We start from the raw sequence: 19,579 nt of genomic DNA, 5'->3' as shown, positions 1-19,579 counted from the left end.
GGGCGAACCCGATGATTCAAACGGGTGCTTCTACCTGTAGGAGAGGGTGTTTTCGCAAATCCATCATAACGCAGGCTTGGTTTATGGTACGGGCCGCCGCATGGTGATGGACGTGGGGCGATTGTAGCCGGGATGTGCGGTCCGGCGCCATTCCTGAAACCCCATCGATGAAAACGCGGCTTGATTTTCCACCAATTCAACACGCACTTGCAGTTCCAGCTGCCTGCGTTTGTGAAACCGCGCTCGGTTGACTGCGTGTTCAATCAAGATGCGGGCAAGGCCTTCGCCACGCTTTTGGCGGTCTACGGCAAGTTTCCCCAGATACAGAACTTGCGGTCGAAGGCTCAGGACCACGCAGGCGACAACAGGCTGGCCCAGGCACCAGACCTCGTGTTCGCGAGCCAGATCCACCAATGTCTCATTGGTCAGCTTCAGCATCGAAGAGGGTGGGTCTATCCGACCTTCCATGAAGGCAAAACTCTCACGGATGAGCGCCAGGACGTTTGGCAGGTCAGGTGACCCTGGAGAAAGGCGATACGGTTTCATTTGGGCAAGGAAACGCGATTGATCCGATATCTCAAGGTATTTTGACAAAAACAGGCCATTGCGGCATGGTCTCTGCGCGCCGAATAGGCGCGCAGCCACGCCCAACAAAAAAGGGGGCATCTAATGCCCCCGGATTTGGCGGGAGTGCCCCGCTGTATGTGCTGAAGAAACGTCAGAGGGCGCGCCAGCCGATGTCGCGGCGGCAGAAGCCTTCGGGCCAGTCGATCTGGTCCACCATCGCATAGGCCCGGTCGCGGGCGTCTTGCAGATTGTCGCCCCGGGCCGTTACATTCAACACCCGCCCGCCGGTTGCAATGATCTTGCCACCTTCTGCCTTTGTCCCTGCATGGAAAACCATGTTCTTGCTGTCCTCGGGCAGGGAACCCAGGCCTTTGATCTCGGTCCCTTTTTCATAAGCACCAGGATAGCCATTGGCGGCCATCACCACGGTGATCGCGTGGTCGTCCGCCCAGTTCACCTGCACCTCTGCCAAACGTCCTTCCGCAGCCGCCTGCATCAGATCCAGAGCCTGCGCCCCAAGGCGCATCATCAGAACCTGGCATTCCGGGTCGCCAAAGCGGACATTGTATTCCACCAGTCGCGGCTGGCCGTCCTTGATCATCAAACCGGCATAAAGCACCCCCTGGTAGGGCATGCCGCGCTCGGCCATGGCTTTCATCGTCGGTTTCACGATTTCTTCCATCGCCTTGGCCTCGATCTCCGCCGACAGGACCGGTGCCGGGGAATAGGCTCCCATGCCGCCGGTGTTGGGGCCGGTGTCGCCTTCGCCGACACGTTTATGGTCCTGTGCGGTACCAATCGAAAGCACGTCCTCGCCATCGACCAGCACAAATAGCGAGGCTTCCTCGCCCTCCATGAATTCCTCAATGACCACTTCAGCCCCGGCGCCGCCAAAAGCGCCACCGAACATATCGTCAATGGCGTCAAGGGCGGTTTGCTCGTCCATCGCGACAATCACACCCTTGCCGGCCGCCAGCCCGTCGGCCTTGACCACAATCGGCGCGCCGTTTTCGCGGACGTGGGCTTTGGCGGCCTCTGCATCGGTGAAATGGCCATAACCTGCGGTTGGCGCATTGGCCGCGTCGCAGATTTCCTTGGTAAAGCTCTTAGAGGCTTCCAGACGTGCCGCGTCCCTGGAGGGGCCAAAGACCAGAAGGCCCGCCTCGCGCAGGCGGTCCGCGACACCTTCGGCCAAAGGTGCTTCCGGGCCAACGATGACAAAATCAATTGCCTCTTCCTCGGCGAAACGGGCCACGGCACCGCCGTCCAGAATATCCAGGTCCGCACAATCTGCGATGTCCGCGATGCCTGCATTGCCCGGCGCGACAATCAGCTTGTCGCATTTGGGGTTCTGCTTGACCGCCCATGCCAGCGCATGTTCGCGCCCGCCGCTGCCGAGGATAAGGATGTTCATTGCGCTGTCTCCGATGTGCTTGGCCTTGCTTGCGGCGTGTCATATGCTGCGCGCGAACCTAAAACAAGAACCCTTCCCAAAGAGCATCCCCGCAAATCCCATGTCCGACCTGTTTGATGATCCCCAGCCGGGGCAGAACGCGCCTGAATTCACCGTCTCCGAGCTTTCCGGCGAGGTAAAACGCACGCTCGAGGGCTCCTTTGGCCGTATTCGGGTTCGGGGCGAAGTAGGGCGCGTGTTCAAAGCGCGATCGGGGCATCTGTATTACGACATCAAGGACGACAAATCCGTTCTGGCCTGCACCACGTGGAAAGGGCAGATTTCCGGCCTGTCGGTGGTGCCCGAAGAAGGTCTGGAAGTTGTGGTCACCGGGCGTCTGACCGCCTTTGGGGCACAGTCCAAATACAATATGAACGTGGATGAGGTCGCAGTGGCGGGCCAGGGCGCGCTGATGGCCCTTTTGGAAAAGCGCAAGAAACAGCTTGAGGCCGAGGGGCTGTTTTCAGATGCGCGTAAAAAGCCCCTGCCATTTTTGCCGCAATTTATCGGGGTGGTGACTTCGCCGTCGGGTGCGGTGATCCGCGATATTCTGCACCGTTTGCGGGACCGGTTCCAGCGCAAAGTTCTGGTCTGGCCGGTGGCCGTTCAGGGGCAGAACTGTGCGGCAGAGGTGGCGCGCGCCATCGAAGGCTTTAACCAGCTGACGCCAGGCGGTGCGCTGCCACGCCCCGATCTGATTATTGTTGCGCGGGGCGGCGGCTCCATCGAAGATCTTTGGGGGTTTAACGAAGAGATCGTTGCCCGTGCAACTGCGGCAAGTGAAATTCCGCTGATTTCCGCGGTCGGGCATGAGACCGACACAACGCTGATTGACTATGTCTCTGACCGGCGGGCACCGACTCCGACTGCCGCGGCGGAATTGGCCGTGCCTGTGCGGCTGGATCTTTTGGGATGGACGTCTGAACAGGGCGCCCGCCTGTCCCGGGCGGCGGGGCAGGCCGTTCAGCTGCGCAGACAGCGGTTGAGTGACCTGTCACGGGCCCTGCCACGCCCAGAACGGTTGCTTGAAGATCCCCGCCAAAGGTTGGACCGGGTGTCGGACCGTTTGCCGAATGCGCTGATCGCAGGCGTGCAAAGGCGTCGCATAGTCCTGAGCGAGCGTGGCGCAACCTTGCGACCTGCAACTTTGCGTGGGTTGGTCGAAAAGCGGCGGGATCGCCTGAGCAGCCTCTCCCAGCGGATAACGACACGCCCGATTGAGCGCGACATTGTGCAGAAAAAGAATGATCTGGCGGCTTTGATAAAGCGGATGGCTGTGGCCCAGAGCGGGCGGCTCGATCGCCGCGGTCAGGCTCTGTCCGCTGCGGGACGTCAGCTGGAAATCCTGAGCTACAAGGCAACACTGGAGCGCGGATATGCTGTGGTGCGCTCGGATGCGGGGATTGTTACCAGTAAAACAGCGGCGGCCAAGGCGGGCGATCTGAGCATCGAATTTGCCGATGGTCTCTTTACGCTGAGTGAGACACCAGCAAATCCAGCCGCGCCAGATAAAGCCAAACCTGCAAAGCCAGCCCCTGCAAAGCCAGACAAGGATGAGCCGGGGCAGGGCAGCCTGTTCTAGGGGATCAGACTCCGACTTCGGGTCCCGGACAGATGAGCTGGCGATCATTGGGCGGGGCTTCTTGAAGCTCGGTGCGGCCGAACTCGCCTTCCAACACCGCGCTGAGGCCGTTTTCGCCGAGGTCAAAGCTCCAGCACTGTGGAAGGGTGCTGCCTTCATAGAGGAAACAGATCTTGTCCCCTTGCGGATACCAGGACCCTTCCTGGCAGGACCCATCCAGAAACGACCAGCGGACCCTGCGATTGCGCAAATAGGTTTCAGCCCCATAGCTTCGGCCTTGGGAGTCGTAAAACAGGGTTCTGCCTTGTGTGTAGTTGTCAAACCGTTCGGCCGACAGCGATCCGGCTGCGGCTGCGGTCGACAGAAACATGGGAATCAAAAAAGCAAATCGCATAGGGCCATTTTGCCAGAGATAAGCCGCCATGCGTTAAAAATCATTGTGAAGCGAGCGCATTCAGGCGCCGTGCCATGATGCGCCGCCACAATGGCGGGAGAAGGGCGATCACCGCCATGACCGGCAACGCATAGGGCAGGGTTGGCAGGCCGGGATCCAGTGTCAGAGCGGGATAAGGCGTTGCTGGGTGAGTGTGGTGATGCGAATGACGCGGCGCGTTCAGCATCATGACGGATGAATACCAATGAGGCGCATTCCAAGAATGCTGTGGGCCAACGGGTTCAGGTTTACCGTTGTGCTGAATGGCGCGACGCAGACCATAGTGCTGGACGTAATCAGCCAGAAAGATTTGGGCCTGTGCATAAAAACAGATGAACAGGCACGCACACAGGCCAGACAGCCCGCCCCAAACTGTGGCGCACATCAGAGTGGTCATGGCCCAGACAATATGGCCGACATAAGGGTGCGTGATCCAATGCCGCTTCCGGGTGGTCTGGGCGCGGGCTTTTGTTTCCGCCTGCGCTCCCGCGCGGAATGAACCGGTCCAGGCCCGTAGATAGAACCGGTAAAATCCCATGCCACGGGGCGCGGAATTGGGATCCTTATCAGTTCCGACGTGGATGTGATGCACCCTCATATGAGCGCTGGCATGATGGCCCAGCAGCAGACTGCCGTATATTGCGCGCCCCAAACGCCGCATCATCCGGTGTTTGTGGTGGATCATCTCATGCGCCGCGGGGTGGGAAATTTGCCCAAACGCCAGCCCTGCCGCAAGCGCCAGCGGGAGAGCGGCCGAGAACTCCAGCATCGTGATCTGGGTGAGCGTGACGATCAGGGCCGAAAAATGACCAACCGCGACCAAACACAAAAGCGTATCCGCGCCACGGCCAGAGGGGGCGATTGTGTGGCGACTGAAATGATCCAACGCAAAGACGCCAAGCGTGATAGCAACCAGCCCGGCCCAGCCCCAACTCCCGCCTAAACAGGCGGCGGGTATTATCATCGCCAAGGGAGAGAGGCTTGCAAAATAAAACCAGAACACAGGTTGCAACGGCTCCTTTGACGAGGTGGGTGGTCGCCAACTTGGCCGGGTGGGCAGGCCTGAACAAGAGAAAGCTGCGAGATGGCGGTTTTTTTGTCCCTTCGATGCTCCCATGGCTTTGCATGTCACCTCAATCCGCATTAGGTGGAGTGCAAACGATGGTCTGGAGTACTCGATGGCGTTTTTCTCAAAGCTCAAGGAACGGCTGTTCAAATCTTCCTCGAAACTGGTGGAAGGGCTTGATGCGATTGTGGAAGAGGGGGCGGATATGTCGGCTGAGGCACCCGCCTCGGACGCAGCGCCGGACCAGCCGGAGGCAAAGCCTGTTTCCGAGCCACAAGAAACTCCGGTGGCCGCGGTAGAAAAGCCCGAAGCGGAAATTGTCGCAGTGGAGCCTGCATCCGCGCCGGTCTCTGAACCAAAGCCTGCGGCAGCTGAACCTGCCAAAACACCGGGGCTGCTTGGACGGCTGATCGGGCGCAGCGCGCAGGATGAGCCGCGCCGGGTTCTGGATGATGATATGCTGGAGCAGTTGGAAGAGCTGTTGATTGCCTCTGATATGGGCGTTGATACGGCGCTGCGCGTGACGTCGAATATGGCTGAGGGGCGTTTGGGCAAGCGGTTGTCCTCTCGTGAAATCAAGGAACTATTGGCGCAGGAAGTTGCACGTGTGATGGATCATGTGGCAAAGCCCATGCCCATTTATGAAAAGCGCCCGCAGGTGGTTTTGGTGGTCGGCGTCAACGGTTCGGGCAAGACAACAACCATTGGCAAACTGGCCAGCCAGTTCAAAGCGGCGGGCAAATCCGTTGTGATTGCGGCCGGGGATACGTTCCGCGCCGCCGCGGTGGAGCAGTTGCAGGTCTGGGGAGACCGTGCGGGTGTTCCGGTTCTGACCGCGCCCGAAGGGTCCGATCCTGCAAGTCTTGCCTTTGATGCGATGACCAAGGCTGAGGAAGACGGTGCGGATCTTTTAATGATCGACACGGCCGGGCGTCTGCAAAATCGCGCAGATTTGATGGAAGAGCTGGCGAAGATCGTGCGTGTGATCCGCAAGAAGGACGAAACTGCGCCGCATAACACCCTGTTGGTACTGGACGCCACGACCGGGCAAAACGCACTGAGCCAGGTGGAGACATTCCAGAAGCTCGCTGATGTTTCTGGCCTTGTGATGACCAAGCTGGATGGCACTGCCAAAGGCGGTGTTCTGGTTGCGCTGGCGGACAAATTTGGCCTTCCGATCCATGCGATCGGCGTCGGTGAGCAGATTGACGATCTGGCCCCGTTTGACCCCGAAGAATTCGCCGCCGCTTTGACGGGGCTCGATCGGGGATAGAATGTGAGCGACTGGCTGATCTCATTGGAGGGGACCGAGGCCGGTCACCAATTGGCGCTGGTGCTTGCCTTGTCGGCGGCGTTTTTACATGCGGTTTTTGGTGCGTTGCAAAAAGGGCGACACGACCCCTGGCTGTCGCGTGGTGCGATTGACTTCTCTTATGGGATGATGGCAGCACCCTTTGCGCTGTTTGTGGTGCCTTGGCCTGAACCGCATATGTGGGTGATCTTCCTCGGGGCCTGGGGGATCCATGTGGCCTATAAGCTGTTGCAGGCTTTTGCCTATACAAAGGGCAGCTATACCGTGGTCTATCCGGTGGTTCGTGGCACAGGACCTTTGTTTGCCGTGATCGGGGCCTATTTGATTTTTGAAGAGATCTTCACGCTGACCCAATGGTTGGGGGTGGGTGTTCTGCTTGCAGGGATCTTTGGTCTGGCGATTTACAATCACCTGTTTCTGGAAACGAACCGGGATACGCTGGGTATTGCCCTGGCGCTTGCAGGGCTTACGGGCCTGTTTGTGGCGCTTTACACCACTTATGACGCCTATGGCATTCGGGCGACAGCGGACCCTTTTACGTTTCTGGCATGGTTCTTCATGATTGACGGGGCCCTGTTCCCGGTGATCGCCGCAGTGCGGTGGCAGCGCATGTCAGACCGGCCAACCCTGCCGCCCTTGATGCTGCGCGGGGTGATTGGTGGGCTTGTTGCCTTTGCGTCTTTTGGATCGGTCATGATGGCGACGCGGCTGGACAAAGTTGGTGAGGCAGCTGTGTTGCGTGAAACCTCAACAGTGTTTGCCGCCCTGATCGGTTGGGTGGTTCTGAAGGAAAAAGTTGGGCCGCGAAGATTGGCGCTGATGGCGTTGATCGCGCTGGGCGCGGTAATTGTGGAAATGGGCGGCTGATATGTCGAGAGACTTTGGATGGAACGAATGAGCGAGAAGAAAACAGCCCCATGGCTGAAACCGGCATTGGAATTTGGTCCGGTCCTGTTGTTTTTCATTGGCTATCTAAAGCTGAAGGATGAGGTCTTTACCATCGGTGGCACCGAATACGGTGGTTTTATCGTGGTGACAGCCTTTTTTGTTCCATTGATGGTGATCTGTTCTGCCATCCTGTGGAAGCTGACCGGGCATCTGTCCAAAATGCAAATTGCCACGATGGTACTGGTGGTGGTTTTTGGTGGGCTTTCGATCTGGTTCAATGACGAACGGTTTTTCAAGATGAAACCGACGATGATCTACCTCTTGTTCGGCGGCATTCTGGGAGTCGGCCTTTTGCGTGGCAAAAGCTACCTGAAGGTTGTGATGGAAGATGCGCTGCCGATGGAGGACGCAGGGTGGATGATCCTGACCCGACGTCTGTGTGGTTTCTTTTTGCTGCTGGCGGTGGCGAATGAGGTTATCTGGCGGACACAGAGTGAAGAAACATGGGTTTATTTTAAGACCTTTGGCCTGTCGGCTGCGATGTTCCTGTTTTTCATGGGGCAAACCAAAGTGTTTCAGACTTACGGGCTTGATAAAGATGAAGATGGACCCAAAGAAGGGTGACCTCCCGCCCACACGGCATTCAATCTGACGATTGATCTTGTGCGGTTGGGCCTGGCCGCGCCTTTGGCGCGGCTAAACCTGACGCGCCAAAGGCGCGACATTTTGGGTGATCAGGCGCGATATTTCGCGCCTGCTTGTTAGAGGGCTATTGCGGCGCTTGGTTCGGGAAGAGATCCTGGACCACCCAGGTGTCACTGCGGTCTTTGCGCAGATCCGCGTGCAAGGCCCTTCCGCGGCGCAGAGCTGGGCGTTGCCACAAGTCCTTCAGCCAGCGGGCGAAATTCGGCTTGTCCTCCAGCGCTTGTTCCTGCCCCTGCCAGAGAGACGCCCAGGGCCAGATCGCCATATCCGCGATTGTAAAAACATCCCCTGCCACATAGGGGTGCTCTGCCAGTCTCTGATCAAGCACGCCGTAGAGACGGGCAACTTCATCACGGTAGCGTGCCTTGGCATAGGGAAGATCGTCCGGCGCGTATTTCAGAAAATGATGCGCCTGGCCTGCCATCGGGCCCAATCCGCCCATTTGCCACATCAGCCATTTCTCTACCTCGACCTGTTGGCGCAGGTCTGAACCGCCAAACTGCCCGGTCTTGCGGGCCAGATACTGAAGGATTGCGCCGCTTTCAAACAGTGCTATCGGGGCACCATCCGGTCCTTGGGGATCTACAATCGCAGGCATTCTGTTGTTCGGCGCGATCTTCAGAAAATCCGGCGCGAACTGATCACCTTTGCCGATGTCGACAAGATGCGTGCGGTAGGGCAGGCCAAACTCTTCCAATGCGATGGAGATCTTCCACCCGTTTGGTGTGGGCCAGTAATAAAGATCTATTTCATCCGGCATAGGCTTCCCCTCTGAATGACGTCAGAGGGGAAGCAATCACAGCTGCTGCCAAACTGGCAAGGGGGCCTGACGAGGGATCGGGGCAAAAATCCGTGACCAGCGCGTATCGCTGCGTTCCGGCAGCTGATTGCGCAGGCAAGCCAAAGGCGTTTCGCTCGGTTTGCGCATCAGTTTCTTGTAAAAGCGTAAAGTGCCGGACCGTGTGTACGACGACCAATGGCAGACGCGGCGCTCAGGGCGGGCAATTGCCGAACCGCGCGTGGCCAGATGCTCCAATGTTTCCAGGCAGTCGATTTGCACAGTCACCGCGTTGCGCGCGATGAGGCCCTGTCCGATGGCGCGATCCCCCTTGACCGGCGCTGCAGTCAGCAGTTCAAACAGATAGTCATAGGGATCATTTTCACGACTTGTGACGTTAAACAGCTCAGCTGAACGCCCGGCAGGCGTCGCCAATGCAGCCAAAGCCCGGCTTTGGTAACTTGCACCGGTGAGGGAAATGATCCGATCAACCGCATTTTCAGGCAAATGATGCAGGGCTTCAAAAGCGACCTCAGCCCCCAGTGAATGCCCGATAACATGTACAGGGCGGGTCGGGTTTGTCGCATGAAGTTGGGATATGAATTTGGCCAGGGCCCGACCTGCCTCCACGGCGCGTGCCTGCGCCTGCTGCAATGTGCCGCGCGCGTCCCAGCCAAAAGCAACGGCCAAGCCTTCATCAGCATGACCAAGCCCAAATCCCAACTGGCGCGGCCAAGACGGCGCTTTCCAAGGCAGGTGGTCAGGGTCCAAAGAAAAAATGTGTCTGTGTGGGCAATGGCGGGCATTGCCAGGTTGGTATTTGTAACCGTGCACCATCACGATGATGGGACCTGTATCCGTCACCACCTGATCAAGAACGGTCTCGATCTTTGTTGGTGACCCGTGCAGCCGAAGGTCTTCGCCGACCGCGTTAATCCGAAGCACTGCCATCTTATACCCCAGTTATAAGATTGTTGCGCAACCGCGTAATGGCTGCTGATGACGCGTTCATGACGTGTGCGTAACACAAAGGTAACGATCTGCGCTCTTGACGCAGAAGTTTCGGAAGCGTAGCAGAGAGACGTCAGATTTCGACTGACCGTGGTGATTTGTTACCGGATTGCGGGCCACGTTAAACTTGCCGCTAAAGAGGTCAGGACGAGAAGGACTCCCTTTCGCTTGGCCGGACGGGAGTTTTTTTATGTGCGCCACACATGCGCAGGAGAACATGAGATGAGCGAGAACTGGAACAACCGCACCAAATTGGTTCACGGCGGCACGCGCCGCAGTCAGTACAATGAGGTCAGCGAAGCGATCTTCCTCACCCAGGGTTTTGTTTATGAGACGGCCGAGCAGGCCGAGGCCCGTTTTGTGGAAATCGGCGAAGATGAATTTATCTATGCGCGCTATGGTAATCCGACCGTGGCAATGTTCGAAAATCGCATCGCAATGCTGGAAGGGGCCGAAGACGCCTTTGCAACAGCATCCGGCATGGCAGCCGTCAGCGGCGCGCTGACCTCGCTTCTGAAAGCGGGCGACCATATTGTGTCAGCCAAGGCGCTGTTCGGGTCATGCCTCTATATCGTTGAAAGCATTCTGGCGCGCTACGGTGTTGAGGTGACATTTGTGGATGGCACCGATTTGGATCAATGGCGCGCGGCTGTGCGGTCGGATACCAAGGCCGTGTTTTTTGAGAGCATGTCGAACCCGACGCTGGAAGTGATCGACGTCGCGGCCGTGGCCGAGATCGCGCATTCTGTTGGTGCGACTGTTGTGGTGGACAACGTGTTTTCTACGCCGGTGTTCTCCAATGCTATCGCGCAGGGTGCCGATCTTGTGATCTATTCTGCGACCAAACATATCGACGGGCAAGGGCGCGCTTTGGGGGGGGTGATTCTGGGCTCCAAAGAGCTGATCCGCGGCACGGTTGAACCCTATATGAAGCACACCGGCGGCGCGATGAGCCCCTTTACAGCCTGGGTTATGCTCAAAGGGTTGGAAACCATTGATCTGCGGGTCAAGGCGCAGGCCGAAAGCGCGCTGAAAATCGCCAAAGCCTTTGAGGGGCACCCCGCTTTGGAACGCACCATCTATCCCGGTTTGGAAAGCCATGCGCAGCATGCGTTGGTCCAAACCCAACTGGGGGGCAAGGGCGGAACTGTTTTGTCGTTGGATCTGAAAGGCGGCAAGGAGGCTGCGTTCAAATTCTGCAACGCGCTGACCATTCCGGTGATTTCAAACAATCTGGGCGATGCAAAATCCATCGCGACCCACCCGGCAACAACCACGCACCAGCGTCTGAGTGATGAACAGAAAGTAGATCTCGGCATTACGCCGGGCCTTGTTCGTTTCTCTGTAGGGTTGGAAGATGCGGATGATCTGATCGCGGATCTGACCCAGGCACTGAACGCTGCCCAATCCTAAAGTCTGTGCCCACATCGGGTGATTCATGCGAAAAACAATGGACATGGGGGCTTTGCGCCCCCATTTTCAACGGATACCGCGCGGGGGAGAGCCGGTGGGATGTCTGGAGCTGCGGTTTAAATGCCGCATTTTTTGCATCCCTTTTGTATTCTTCTGCGTATGAAGCTAAACACGCGCTCCGCCGCAACCACTGCAGTTACAAGGGGATTCGTCCCATGAACATCCATCCAAGCGAACTGGCCGAGGCCCCGGATCGCGAAGAGGCCCAGGCGGCCCTTGCGGTCCTGCGACACTGGGCGGCTGGCGCAAGCGCAGTGGAAATTGCGGAGCTTGATCCGGCAGTGGCGCGTTTGTTGCCGGACTGGGCTGTATCAAACTATCCGGATTTCTCGCGCTCCTACCCCGAGGATTTTGTGGCGGACGCGGCCTATCGCGCGACATTGCCAGACCTGCAAAACGGTCCTGCCAGTCTGATCCGAGGCGCAAAAGAGCAAATTCAGCACGTCGGAATTTCGAACTTCCGCCTGCCAATCCGCTTTCATACCCGTGATGGCGGTGATCTGACTTTGGAGACTTCGGTCACCGGAACCGTGTCCCTGGACGCCGACAAGAAGGGCATCAACATGTCCCGGATTATGCGGTCGTTCTACAAGCACGCGGAAAAGACGTTTTCTTTTCATGTGCTTGCGGATGCTCTGGACGATTATCTGGCCGATTTGGAAAGCCTGGATGCCCGGTTGCAAATGCGGTTCTCCTTCCCGGCCAAGATCAACAGTCTGCGCTCCGGGTTGAGCGGCTACCAGTATTATGACACTGCGCTGGAGTTGGTGGACATCGCCGGCATGCGGCAGATGATCATCCATCTGGACTATGTATATTCTTCCACCTGTCCCTGTTCGTTGGAATTGGCGGAACATGCACGCCAGGCGCGCGGACAGCTGGCAACTCCGCATTCGCAACGCTCCGTTGCGCGGATTTCTGTTCTGGCGGATCCAAGCGCCAGCATCCTGTGGTTTGAAGACCTGATCGACCATTGCCGCCGTGCGGTCCCGACCGAAACCCAAGTGATGGTTAAGCGCGAAGACGAACAGGCCTTTGCCGAGTTGAACGCTGCCAACCCTATTTTTGTCGAGGATGCGGCGCGTTTGTTCTGTGAGGCGCTGAAAAGCGATTCGCGGATTGCGGACTTTCGGATTGTGGCCAGCCACCAGGAAAGCCTGCATAGCCATGATGCGATCAGTGTTCTGACACAGGGCCCAACTTTTGCCACGCGCAGCCTTGATCCTCATCAGTTCTCAAGCCTGATCCATCGCGGATGATTTAACCCGTTGTTTTCCCACCGACTGAAGACAAAAAGCCGCCGGGTGCACCGTGTCGGCGGCAAGGTCTTGCGATGGGATCTGTCGGGATTTCAGGTTTTTCGCCGCAGTGCGGCATTTTTTATGCTGCGTTATGCAGGATTGCTGTTAGCCTGTTCCTGAACCCACGCGCACAGGCGCTTGTGGTTGCTGGAGGGTGTGAATGGATCGAACAGCTCTGTCCAAGCTGCGACATTCCAGGTGCGGTGATCGTACCTGCTCTCAATCTTTGTTTCACCGTGACTGGAAGCCACGCATGCCGATCGCTGCCATCGGTGGGCTGTTAAAGACGTAAGGAGAAGACAATGATCCGTTTCCAAATGTTCCCCGAGGATGCGAAATCGCCGCATGAATGGGCGGGGTATATGGCGGGCACCCAAATGAAATTCTGGCGCGGTTTTACCGGCGCGGCACTTCAGGCTCCGGTCGAACAGGCCAAATATGTTAAGTCTGTCGCGCGTTTCTACCAGACGATCTGGGAGACTGGACCTCTTCTTCTGACCGGGTCATCGACACAGGCTCCCCAGGCTTTGCTGGCTCCGCCGGCCAAGACGGCCACAGCGGCCCCAAAAGCTCCTGCAAAGCCAGCACAGAAGGCACCGACCAGGAAACCAACCGTTCGCAAGGCCGCCGTGAAGTCCGAGCCAACAACACAGCCCAAGTCAGAGCCAGCGAAACCGGTGGAAGCCAAACAGCCGGCAGCCAAGACTGCGGCACCAAAGACCACGAGAACCAAGACAACGGCACGGAGAACGACGCCGAAGCCCGCTGCCAAACCTGCTGCAAAGACGACACCTTCTGCGGCTCCGGCCGCCAAGACCGCAGCAACCGCAGCAGCATCTTCCCCAGCCGCAAAGACGTCGGCACAGGCTGAGCTGCCAATGACAACAGCACCGGTGTCCAAGGCAACCCCAGCCAAACCGGCTGCAAAAGCAGCCTCCGCTGCGGCTGCCGCGCCCAAGGCTGCACAGGTCGCAACACCGGCCGCCAAGCCGACAGAGCCGAAACCGAAGCCGGCAGAAACATTCATCAGTTCACGCCGTGAAGAAGCCAACGCCGCTTCACAAGAGACAGCAAGCGGGAACAAGACGGCCCCGACGCGGCGAACAGCGCGTTCACCGTCCAAACCGCCCGCAATGCCTGCCACAAAGTCAAATGCGGGTGGCAGCTCGGATTGATCGCAGTTCTCGGACCGTTTGTGTTTAATCAACGGGTTGACAGAAAGAGCGCGCAGCGCCAACGCTGCGCCTCATGTTAGATCTACGTCCTATCGGATATGTCATCGGCCTGCTGGTTGCGATTTTGGGATGCACGATGGTGTTCCCGCTTCTGATCGATCTTTATGACGGTCAGGGGCATTGGCTGGTGTTCCTTGAAAGCGCAATTGTAACCATTCTCGCAGGGGGGCTTTTAGCCATGTCCTGTGCAAATGGGGTCGGGCAGGGGCTCGATATACGCCAAACCTTCCTGTTAACCACCAGCGTCTGGGCAGCGCTTCCCATTTTCGGTGCAATTCCGTTGATGCTTGGAGAAACCGATCTGCGGTTTGTGGATGGGTTCTTTGAGGCGATGTCCGGGTTGACCACCACGGGCTCTACCATTCTTTCGGGGCTGGATGATCTGCCCCGCGGGCTTTTGTTGTGGCGGGCGATTCTGCAATGGTTGGGCGGGATCGGTATCATTGTCGTGGCCATGGTTTTCCTGCCAGAGCTTCGCGTTGGGGGCATGCAGATCTTTCGCTCTGAAGCTTTTGATACGATGGGGAAAATCCTGCCGCGTGCGCAGGCCATCGCACGACAGATCTCGATGATCTACGTTGGCATCACGGTTGCCTGTGCAATGGTGTATGGTGCGCTTGGAATGGGGCCGTTTGATGCGATTTGCCATGCGATGACCACAACTTCGACCGGTGGTTTTGCAAATTATGACGCCTCGTTCGGGACGTTTTCGGGGCCTGCGGAATATGCGGCGTCTGTTTTCATGATCATGGCCGCACTTCCCTTTGTTCGCTATGTGCAGATGGTCAACGGGCAGACAGCACCGCTGATGCGTGATGTTCAGGTTCGTGGGTTCCTGCTGACCATCGCCACCCTCGTCCTGGTCACAACCTTAGTTCTGATAACCATTTTCCCGCATCATCCGGAGCAGGCCGTGCGCGAGGCACTGTTCAACATCACCTCGATCATCTCGGGGACCGGATACGCCAGCGTCGACTATATGGGCTGGGGGAACTTTCTGATCATGATGTTCTTCTTCATCGGCCTGATCGGAGGATGCGCGGGCTCTACAGCCTGTTCGGTCAAAATCTTCCGGTATCAGCTCCTGATTGCGTCAATCCGGGTGCAAATCCAAAAGATCCGTTCACCACATGGGGTTTTCTTTCCTCGATATGAAGGGCGCCCAGTGGGGCCGGATGTTCTGAGCTCGGTGATTTCGTTCTTTATGTTCTTTGTATTGACGCTTGGGATTGTTGCCTGGCTTCTGGCGCTGACCGGTCTTGATTTCATCACGTCGGTGTCCGGAGCGGCTACGGCTGTTGCGAACATCGGGCCAGGGTTGGGGGATATCATTGGGCCTGCCGGAAACTTCGCCCCGCTCAATGATACGGCAAAGTGGATTCTGATATTTGCAATGCTGATCGGGCGTTTGGAACTGCTGGCGGTATATGCGATTCTAACCGTGCGATTCTGGCGATCTTAAAGGGCGGCAGACCGGTGGAACCCCGTATGCGATGCCCCTTTAAAATATGAATAAATACGCATTGTATCGCTACAATTCACATTCCTTGCGCTTGTATGGAGCGGGGTTTAAAGACGCTCGATACTTGTAACCGAGAGCGCACGGGAGGTTTGTCCAATGCCCGTTCTAGTGATGAAATTCGGCGGGACCTCCGTCGCCAATCTGGATCGCATCCGGCGCGCCGCCAAACGCGTCGGCGTTGAGGTGGCCAAGGGCTATGATGTTATTGTCATTGTCTCGGCGATGTCAGGAAAAACGAACGAGCTGGTTGGTTGGGTTGGTGAAACCTCGCCGCTGTATGATGCGCGTGAATATGATGCTGTTGTGTCCTCGGGAGAGAATGTAACGGCCGGCCTTATGGCGCTCACGTTGCAGGAAATGGGCGTACCTGCGCGCAGCTGGCAGGGGTGGCAGGTTCCGCTGAAGACGAACGACGCCCACAGTCAGGCGCGGATTGAAGAGATCCCGACCGACAATATCAGCGCGAAATTCGGCGAAGGCATGAAGGTTGCGGTGGTTGCTGGTTTCCAGGGCATCAGCCCTGAGGGACGTATCACAACCCTGGGACGCGGTGGGTCCGATACTACGGCAGTGGCTTTTGCGGCGTCATTTGAGGCTGAGCGTTGCGACATCTACACCGATGTGGATGGCGTCTATACCACGGACCCGCGCATCTGCGCCAAAGCACGCAAACTGGACAAGATCGCCTTTGAAGAGATGCTGGAACTTGCATCGCTGGGCGCAAAAGTCCTGCAAACCCGATCTGTTGAACTTGCGATGCGTTACAAGGTGAAACTGCGCGTCCTTTCGAGTTTTGAAGAACAATCCGACGAGGCCGGCACCCTGGTCTGCGACGAGGAGGAAATCATGGAATCCAATGTTGTAAACGGCGTCGCCTATTCCCGTGACGAAGCAAAAATGACCCTGATCTCGGTTGCGGACCGTCCGGGGATTGCTGCCACCATCTTTGGCTCTTTGTCGGATGCGGGCGTCAATGTGGATATGATCATTCAAAACATATCTGAGGACGGTCGCACCGATATGACCTTCTCCTGCCCGACCGATCAGGTGGCCCGCGCCGAGCAGGCACTGGTCGCGATCAAGGAAAAGGGTGATCTTAACTATTCCGAACTGGTTGCGGATACCGAAGTTGCCAAAGTGTCGGTTGTTGGTATTGGCATGCGCTCGCAGTCGGGCGTCGCGGCCAAGATGTTCCAGATCCTGTCCAACGAAGGGATCAACATTCAGGTCATCACCACATCTGAAATCAAGATCTCGGTTCTGATTGATCGCAAATATATGGAGCTTGCGGTTCAGGCGCTGCACGACGCGTTTGAACTCGACAAAGCCTAATTGGCCTGTCTCGGGTCATTGGTTGCAAAACCCCCGGCGCCAGTCGGGGGTTTCTTTCTATCAGGACTTCTGCCAAAGTGAACCGGCTGGTTCAGTTTGGGGACGGGATGCAGGAAGTCGTTATTTGGCAGCGTGTTGAAGGGCTTGCCTTATTGGGCACTGCGGCTGCACTGTTGTTTGCCCTCCACCCGCAGTGGCCATTGTGGGTGTTGTTGCTTGTGTTTTTTGCTCCTGATCTGAGCTTTGCAGCGTATCTATTGGGGCCGCGTATCGGAGCGCTTGGGTACAATCTTTTTCACACTCTTGCCCTTGGTTTTGCGCTTTATGCGCTCGGGCAAGTGTTGGCGACTGTCGATTTGACCATATGCGGCCTCTTGTGGATGGGGCACGCCGGGTTTGACCGGGCCTTGGGCTATGGGCTCAAGGCCTCGGAGGGGTTTGCTGTTACCCATCTTGGCAAAATGGGCGGGCGGGAATGATCCGCGCATGCTGCAGGGCAGCAAGGAAACTGCTTGCATCCCGGCGCAGCGACTCGCACATTGTACAAGGCTCTGCCCAAAGGTAATGCAGGTAAGAGCCATGGAGGAGTAAATACAGCGATTTCATTTGCGCATTTCACTTGCGCCAATTTATTGCCTAATAGGCTGTAAATGAATATGAATCCTGGGAAGGGTATGGATGTCCGAGGCAACAGAATCCGAAAGCCGCAGGCTGCTTGGCCGTCTGCGTGAGGCTCTGGCTGGCGATGACGCTGGTCAGGCGCGACTGGACAATATTACCCATTTGATTGGCGACAGCATGGGCACCGAAGTGTGCTCGATCTATCTTTTCCGCGACACCGAAACGCTTGAACTCTGTGCGACACAGGGTTTGAATCCTGAGTCGGTGCACGAGAGCCGCCTGCGTATTGGTGAAGGCCTGGTGGGGCGCGTCGCCAAGACCGGGAAGGTGGTGAATACGCCAGACGCGCCAAGCGCCAAGGGGTTTCGGTATATGCCGGAAACCGGTGAGGAGCGTTACTCTTCGTTCCTGGGGGTTCCGATCCAGCGGCTTGGCGAGATGTTGGGCGTTCTGGTGGTCCAGTCCAAAGATGCGCGCGAGTTTTCTTCAGATGCGGTCTATGCGCTCGAAGTTGTGGCCATGGTGCTGGCAGAGATGACAGAATTGGGTGCGTTTGTCGGTGAGGGCGCGGCCCTGTCGCCGCTGCATCAGAAGCCGGTTCTGGTCAAAGGTGTTGCAGCGCAGGAAGGTGTGGCGGAAGGGCACGTCTGGCTCCATGAGCCTCGGGTTGTGGTGACAAACCCAATTGCAGATGACCCCCATCGGGAGGTGGAGCGTTTGAATGACGCGGTGGATGCCCTGCGGGTCAGCGTCGACGAAATGCTTGAAATGTCCAAGAACGGCGACAAGGAACAGCTACAGGTTCTCGAAGCCTATCGCATGTTTGCCAATTCCAAAGGATGGATGCGGCGGATGGAAGAAGACATTGCCCTCGGGCTAAGTGCCGAGGCGGCCGTCGAGAAAGAGCAATCCTTGGCCCGCGCCCGTATGGGACAGGTTCAGGATGCCTATCTGCGGGAACGTCTGAGCGATCTTGATGATCTGTCCAATCGTCTGCTGCGTATTCTGACAGGGCAGGGGAGCGAGACAGGCGCTGAAATGCCGTCCGATCCCATCCTTGTGGCGCGCAACATTGGTCCTGGCGATTTGTTGGAATATGGGCGCTCCCTTAAAGGCATCGTGCTGGAAGAGGGCGCGGTGGGATCCCATGCCGCAATTGTTGCGCGGGCGTTGGCGATCCCTTTGATCGTTCAGGCCAAGCGTATGACAACCGAAGCGCTGAATGGCGACTATGTCGTGGTAGATGGTGAGCAGGGCCAGGTTCACCTGAGGCCGGACGACAGTGTAACGAGCGCTCTGCGGGATAAAATGGCAATGCATGCCAAGGCGCAGGAACGCTATGCCTCCATTCGCAATACGCCTGCCGTGACCAAGGACGGGCATCGCATCAGGCTGCTGATGAATGCGGGTCTGTTGGCAGATTTGCCTTCACTCGACGGGTCCGGTGCCGAGGGTGTGGGCCTCTTTCGGACAGAGCTGCAGTTTCTGGCGCGCAGCCAGATGCCCAGTCGCGGTGATTTGATGGCGCAGTATCAGCGCGTCCTGGACGCATCACATGGCAAGCGTATAGTCTTCCGCACCTTGGACATCGGTTCGGACAAGGTGCTGCCCTATATGAAACCAGCGGATGAGCCGAACCCGGCAATGGGCTGGCGGGCAATCCGGGTGGGCCTCGAAAAGCCGGGTATGATGCGTATGCAGCTGCAGGCGATGTTGCGGGCCGCCAATGGGCGTCCGCTGGCAATTATGTTCCCGTTTATCGCGCAGGCCGATGAATTTCGCGACGCGCGGGCCGAAGTTGACAAAACGGTAGAGCGGGAGCGACGCCTGGGGCACGCACTTCCTGAACGTTTGGAGATCGGCGCGATGTTGGAAACGCCGTCTTTGGCCTTTGCCCCGCAGAAGTTCTTTGACGAGGTTGATTTCCTGTCCATTGGTGGCAACGACCTTAAACAGTTCTTCTTTGCGGCGGATCGCGAAAACGAGCGGGTACGCAACCGTTATGACACTCTGAACGTCAGCTTCCTGAGTTTTATCGAGCGTATCGTGGAGCGCTGCGAGATCTCCAGTACTCCGCTCAGCTTCTGCGGAGAAGATGCAGGGCGGCCGATAGAAGCGGTCTGTTTCGCGGCAATGGGTTTACGCACGTTGTCCATGCGGCCAGCTTCAATTGGACCTGTTAAGTCTTTGTTGATGAAAGTGAACCTGGATGATCTACGGTCCATTATTGCCGGTGCGCGTCACCGAGGGCTACAAACTGTTCGCCCTGCCGTGATGGATTATTTGAGAGAGCTCTGATC

At 57.4% G+C, this 19,579-nt stretch carries 17 protein-coding genes and 1 riboswitch; of the genes, 10 read left to right on the top strand and 7 right to left on the bottom strand.

The genetic code is table 11. The annotated features are described in order from the left end of the window. Positions 1–81: 81 nt before the first annotated feature. Together ACXAEW_RS19025 and purD are read right to left on the bottom strand one after the other, a co-directional pair. Positions 82–546 carry a GNAT family N-acetyltransferase gene (locus tag ACXAEW_RS19025; RefSeq protein ID WP_474943070.1) on the bottom strand — a complete coding sequence of 155 codons (465 nt, stop codon included), beginning with the start codon at positions 544–546 and terminating at the stop codon, positions 82–84. Positions 547–718: 172 nt separating this feature from the next. After that, entirely contained in the window at positions 719–1,981 is a 1,263-nt protein-coding gene (gene purD / locus ACXAEW_RS19020; protein ID WP_474942823.1) for a phosphoribosylamine--glycine ligase, read from the bottom strand. Between the two features lie 100 nt (positions 1,982–2,081). Here purD and xseA point away from each other — a divergent pair, with 100 nt between their 5' ends. Continuing rightward, on the top strand, positions 2,082–3,602 hold the full coding sequence (gene xseA / locus ACXAEW_RS19015) for an exodeoxyribonuclease VII large subunit (protein ID WP_474942822.1): 1,521 nt from the start codon (positions 2,082–2,084) through the stop codon (positions 3,600–3,602). 4 nt (positions 3,603–3,606) lie between these two features. On the opposite strand, the gene ACXAEW_RS19010 is transcribed toward xseA, so the two are convergent. Both ACXAEW_RS19010 and ACXAEW_RS19005 read right to left on the bottom strand, forming a co-directional pair. Further along, positions 3,607–3,996, bottom strand: a complete 390-nt coding sequence (locus ACXAEW_RS19010; protein WP_474942821.1) for a hypothetical protein — start codon at positions 3,994–3,996, stop codon at positions 3,607–3,609. Positions 3,997–4,036: 40 nt separating this feature from the next. Then, positions 4,037–5,038, bottom strand: a complete 1,002-nt coding sequence (locus tag ACXAEW_RS19005) for an alkane 1-monooxygenase (RefSeq protein ID WP_474942820.1) — start codon at positions 5,036–5,038, stop codon at positions 4,037–4,039. A 175-nt stretch (positions 5,039–5,213) separates the two neighbouring features. Between ACXAEW_RS19005 and ftsY the strand changes: the two genes are divergently transcribed. From ftsY to ACXAEW_RS18990, 3 genes are read left to right on the top strand one after another with little or no spacing between them, the layout of a single operon-like run. Next, positions 5,214–6,374: a signal recognition particle-docking protein FtsY gene (ftsY, locus tag ACXAEW_RS19000; RefSeq protein ID WP_474942819.1), complete on the top strand. Its 1,161-nt coding sequence runs from the start codon at positions 5,214–5,216 to the stop codon at positions 6,372–6,374. Positions 6,375–6,377: 3 nt separating this feature from the next. Then, positions 6,378–7,280, top strand: coding sequence for an EamA family transporter (locus tag ACXAEW_RS18995; protein ID WP_474942818.1), 903 nt, complete (start codon positions 6,378–6,380; stop codon positions 7,278–7,280). Positions 7,281–7,307: 27 nt separating this feature from the next. Further along, the gene (locus ACXAEW_RS18990; protein ID WP_474942817.1) at positions 7,308–7,925 is read left to right on the top strand and encodes an inner membrane-spanning protein YciB; all 618 of its coding nucleotides are present in this window, start codon (positions 7,308–7,310) and stop codon (positions 7,923–7,925) included. A 145-nt stretch (positions 7,926–8,070) separates the two neighbouring features. Here the strand turns inward: ACXAEW_RS18990 and ACXAEW_RS18985 are convergent, their stop codons facing one another. Next, on the bottom strand, positions 8,071–8,766 hold the full coding sequence (locus tag ACXAEW_RS18985; protein ID WP_474942816.1) for a glutathione S-transferase N-terminal domain-containing protein: 696 nt from the start codon (positions 8,764–8,766) through the stop codon (positions 8,071–8,073). A 36-nt stretch (positions 8,767–8,802) separates the two neighbouring features. Next, positions 8,803–9,735 (bottom strand): alpha/beta hydrolase, encoded by a 933-nt coding sequence (locus tag ACXAEW_RS18980; protein ID WP_474942815.1) that lies wholly within the window; start codon positions 9,733–9,735, stop codon positions 8,803–8,805. Between the two features lie 140 nt (positions 9,736–9,875). Continuing rightward, a riboswitch (SAM riboswitch) is annotated at positions 9,876–9,953 on the top strand. A gap of 64 nt (positions 9,954–10,017) precedes the next feature. Between ACXAEW_RS18980 and metZ the strand changes: the two genes are divergently transcribed. Both metZ and folE2 read left to right on the top strand, forming a co-directional pair. Beyond that, positions 10,018–11,208, top strand: coding sequence for an O-succinylhomoserine sulfhydrylase (metZ, locus tag ACXAEW_RS18975; RefSeq protein WP_474942814.1), 1,191 nt, complete (start codon positions 10,018–10,020; stop codon positions 11,206–11,208). 215 nt (positions 11,209–11,423) lie between these two features. After that, the gene (folE2, locus tag ACXAEW_RS18970) at positions 11,424–12,527 is read left to right on the top strand and encodes a GTP cyclohydrolase FolE2 (protein ID WP_474942813.1); all 1,104 of its coding nucleotides are present in this window, start codon (positions 11,424–11,426) and stop codon (positions 12,525–12,527) included. A gap of 502 nt (positions 12,528–13,029) precedes the next feature. Here folE2 and ACXAEW_RS18965 read toward each other — a convergent pair. After that, positions 13,030–13,806 (bottom strand): hypothetical protein, encoded by a 777-nt coding sequence (locus ACXAEW_RS18965; protein WP_474942812.1) that lies wholly within the window; start codon positions 13,804–13,806, stop codon positions 13,030–13,032. An 11-nt stretch (positions 13,807–13,817) separates the two neighbouring features. Between ACXAEW_RS18965 and ACXAEW_RS18960 the strand changes: the two genes are divergently transcribed. The 4 genes from ACXAEW_RS18960 (at position 13,818) to ptsP (ending at position 19,577) form a co-directional block, all read left to right on the top strand. Continuing rightward, positions 13,818–15,266, top strand: a complete 1,449-nt coding sequence (locus ACXAEW_RS18960; protein ID WP_474942811.1) for a TrkH family potassium uptake protein — start codon at positions 13,818–13,820, stop codon at positions 15,264–15,266. Between the two features lie 156 nt (positions 15,267–15,422). Then, positions 15,423–16,658 carry an aspartate kinase gene (locus ACXAEW_RS18955; protein ID WP_474942810.1) on the top strand — a complete coding sequence of 412 codons (1,236 nt, stop codon included), beginning with the start codon at positions 15,423–15,425 and terminating at the stop codon, positions 16,656–16,658. A 77-nt stretch (positions 16,659–16,735) separates the two neighbouring features. Next, positions 16,736–17,137: a DUF4260 domain-containing protein gene (locus ACXAEW_RS18950; protein ID WP_474942809.1), complete on the top strand. Its 402-nt coding sequence runs from the start codon at positions 16,736–16,738 to the stop codon at positions 17,135–17,137. Between the two features lie 199 nt (positions 17,138–17,336). After that, on the top strand, positions 17,337–19,577 hold the full coding sequence (gene ptsP / locus ACXAEW_RS18945; RefSeq protein ID WP_474942808.1) for a phosphoenolpyruvate--protein phosphotransferase: 2,241 nt from the start codon (positions 17,337–17,339) through the stop codon (positions 19,575–19,577). Positions 19,578–19,579: the final 2 nt, after the last annotated feature.

Source organism: Epibacterium sp. ABZ3_068, from assembly GCF_056159265.1.
The sequence above is the reverse complement of the archived record's forward strand: the minus strand, read 5'-3'. Positions and strand labels throughout refer to the sequence as shown.

Excerpts from the sequence above, each read along its gene's own strand:
- ACXAEW_RS19025 (WP_474943070.1), bottom strand. The coding sequence starts at position 546 with ATGAAACCGTATCGCCTTTCTCCAGGGTCACCTGACCTGCCAAACGTC.
- purD (WP_474942823.1), bottom strand. The coding sequence starts at position 1,981 with ATGAACATCCTTATCCTCGGCAGCGGCGGGCGCGAACATGCGCTGGCA.
- xseA (WP_474942822.1), top strand. The coding sequence starts at position 2,082 with ATGTCCGACCTGTTTGATGATCCCCAGCCGGGGCAGAACGCGCCTGAA.
- ACXAEW_RS19010 (WP_474942821.1), bottom strand. The coding sequence starts at position 3,996 with ATGCGATTTGCTTTTTTGATTCCCATGTTTCTGTCGACCGCAGCCGCA.
- ftsY (WP_474942819.1), top strand. The coding sequence starts at position 5,214 with ATGGCGTTTTTCTCAAAGCTCAAGGAACGGCTGTTCAAATCTTCCTCG.
- ACXAEW_RS18990 (WP_474942817.1), top strand. The coding sequence starts at position 7,308 with ATGAGCGAGAAGAAAACAGCCCCATGGCTGAAACCGGCATTGGAATTT.
- ACXAEW_RS18985 (WP_474942816.1), bottom strand. The coding sequence starts at position 8,766 with ATGCCGGATGAAATAGATCTTTATTACTGGCCCACACCAAACGGGTGG.
- ACXAEW_RS18980 (WP_474942815.1), bottom strand. The coding sequence starts at position 9,735 with ATGGCAGTGCTTCGGATTAACGCGGTCGGCGAAGACCTTCGGCTGCAC.
- metZ (WP_474942814.1), top strand. The coding sequence starts at position 10,018 with ATGAGCGAGAACTGGAACAACCGCACCAAATTGGTTCACGGCGGCACG.
- folE2 (WP_474942813.1), top strand. The coding sequence starts at position 11,424 with ATGAACATCCATCCAAGCGAACTGGCCGAGGCCCCGGATCGCGAAGAG.
- ACXAEW_RS18960 (WP_474942811.1), top strand. The coding sequence starts at position 13,818 with ATGTTAGATCTACGTCCTATCGGATATGTCATCGGCCTGCTGGTTGCG.
- ACXAEW_RS18955 (WP_474942810.1), top strand. The coding sequence starts at position 15,423 with ATGCCCGTTCTAGTGATGAAATTCGGCGGGACCTCCGTCGCCAATCTG.
- ptsP (WP_474942808.1), top strand. The coding sequence starts at position 17,337 with ATGTCCGAGGCAACAGAATCCGAAAGCCGCAGGCTGCTTGGCCGTCTG.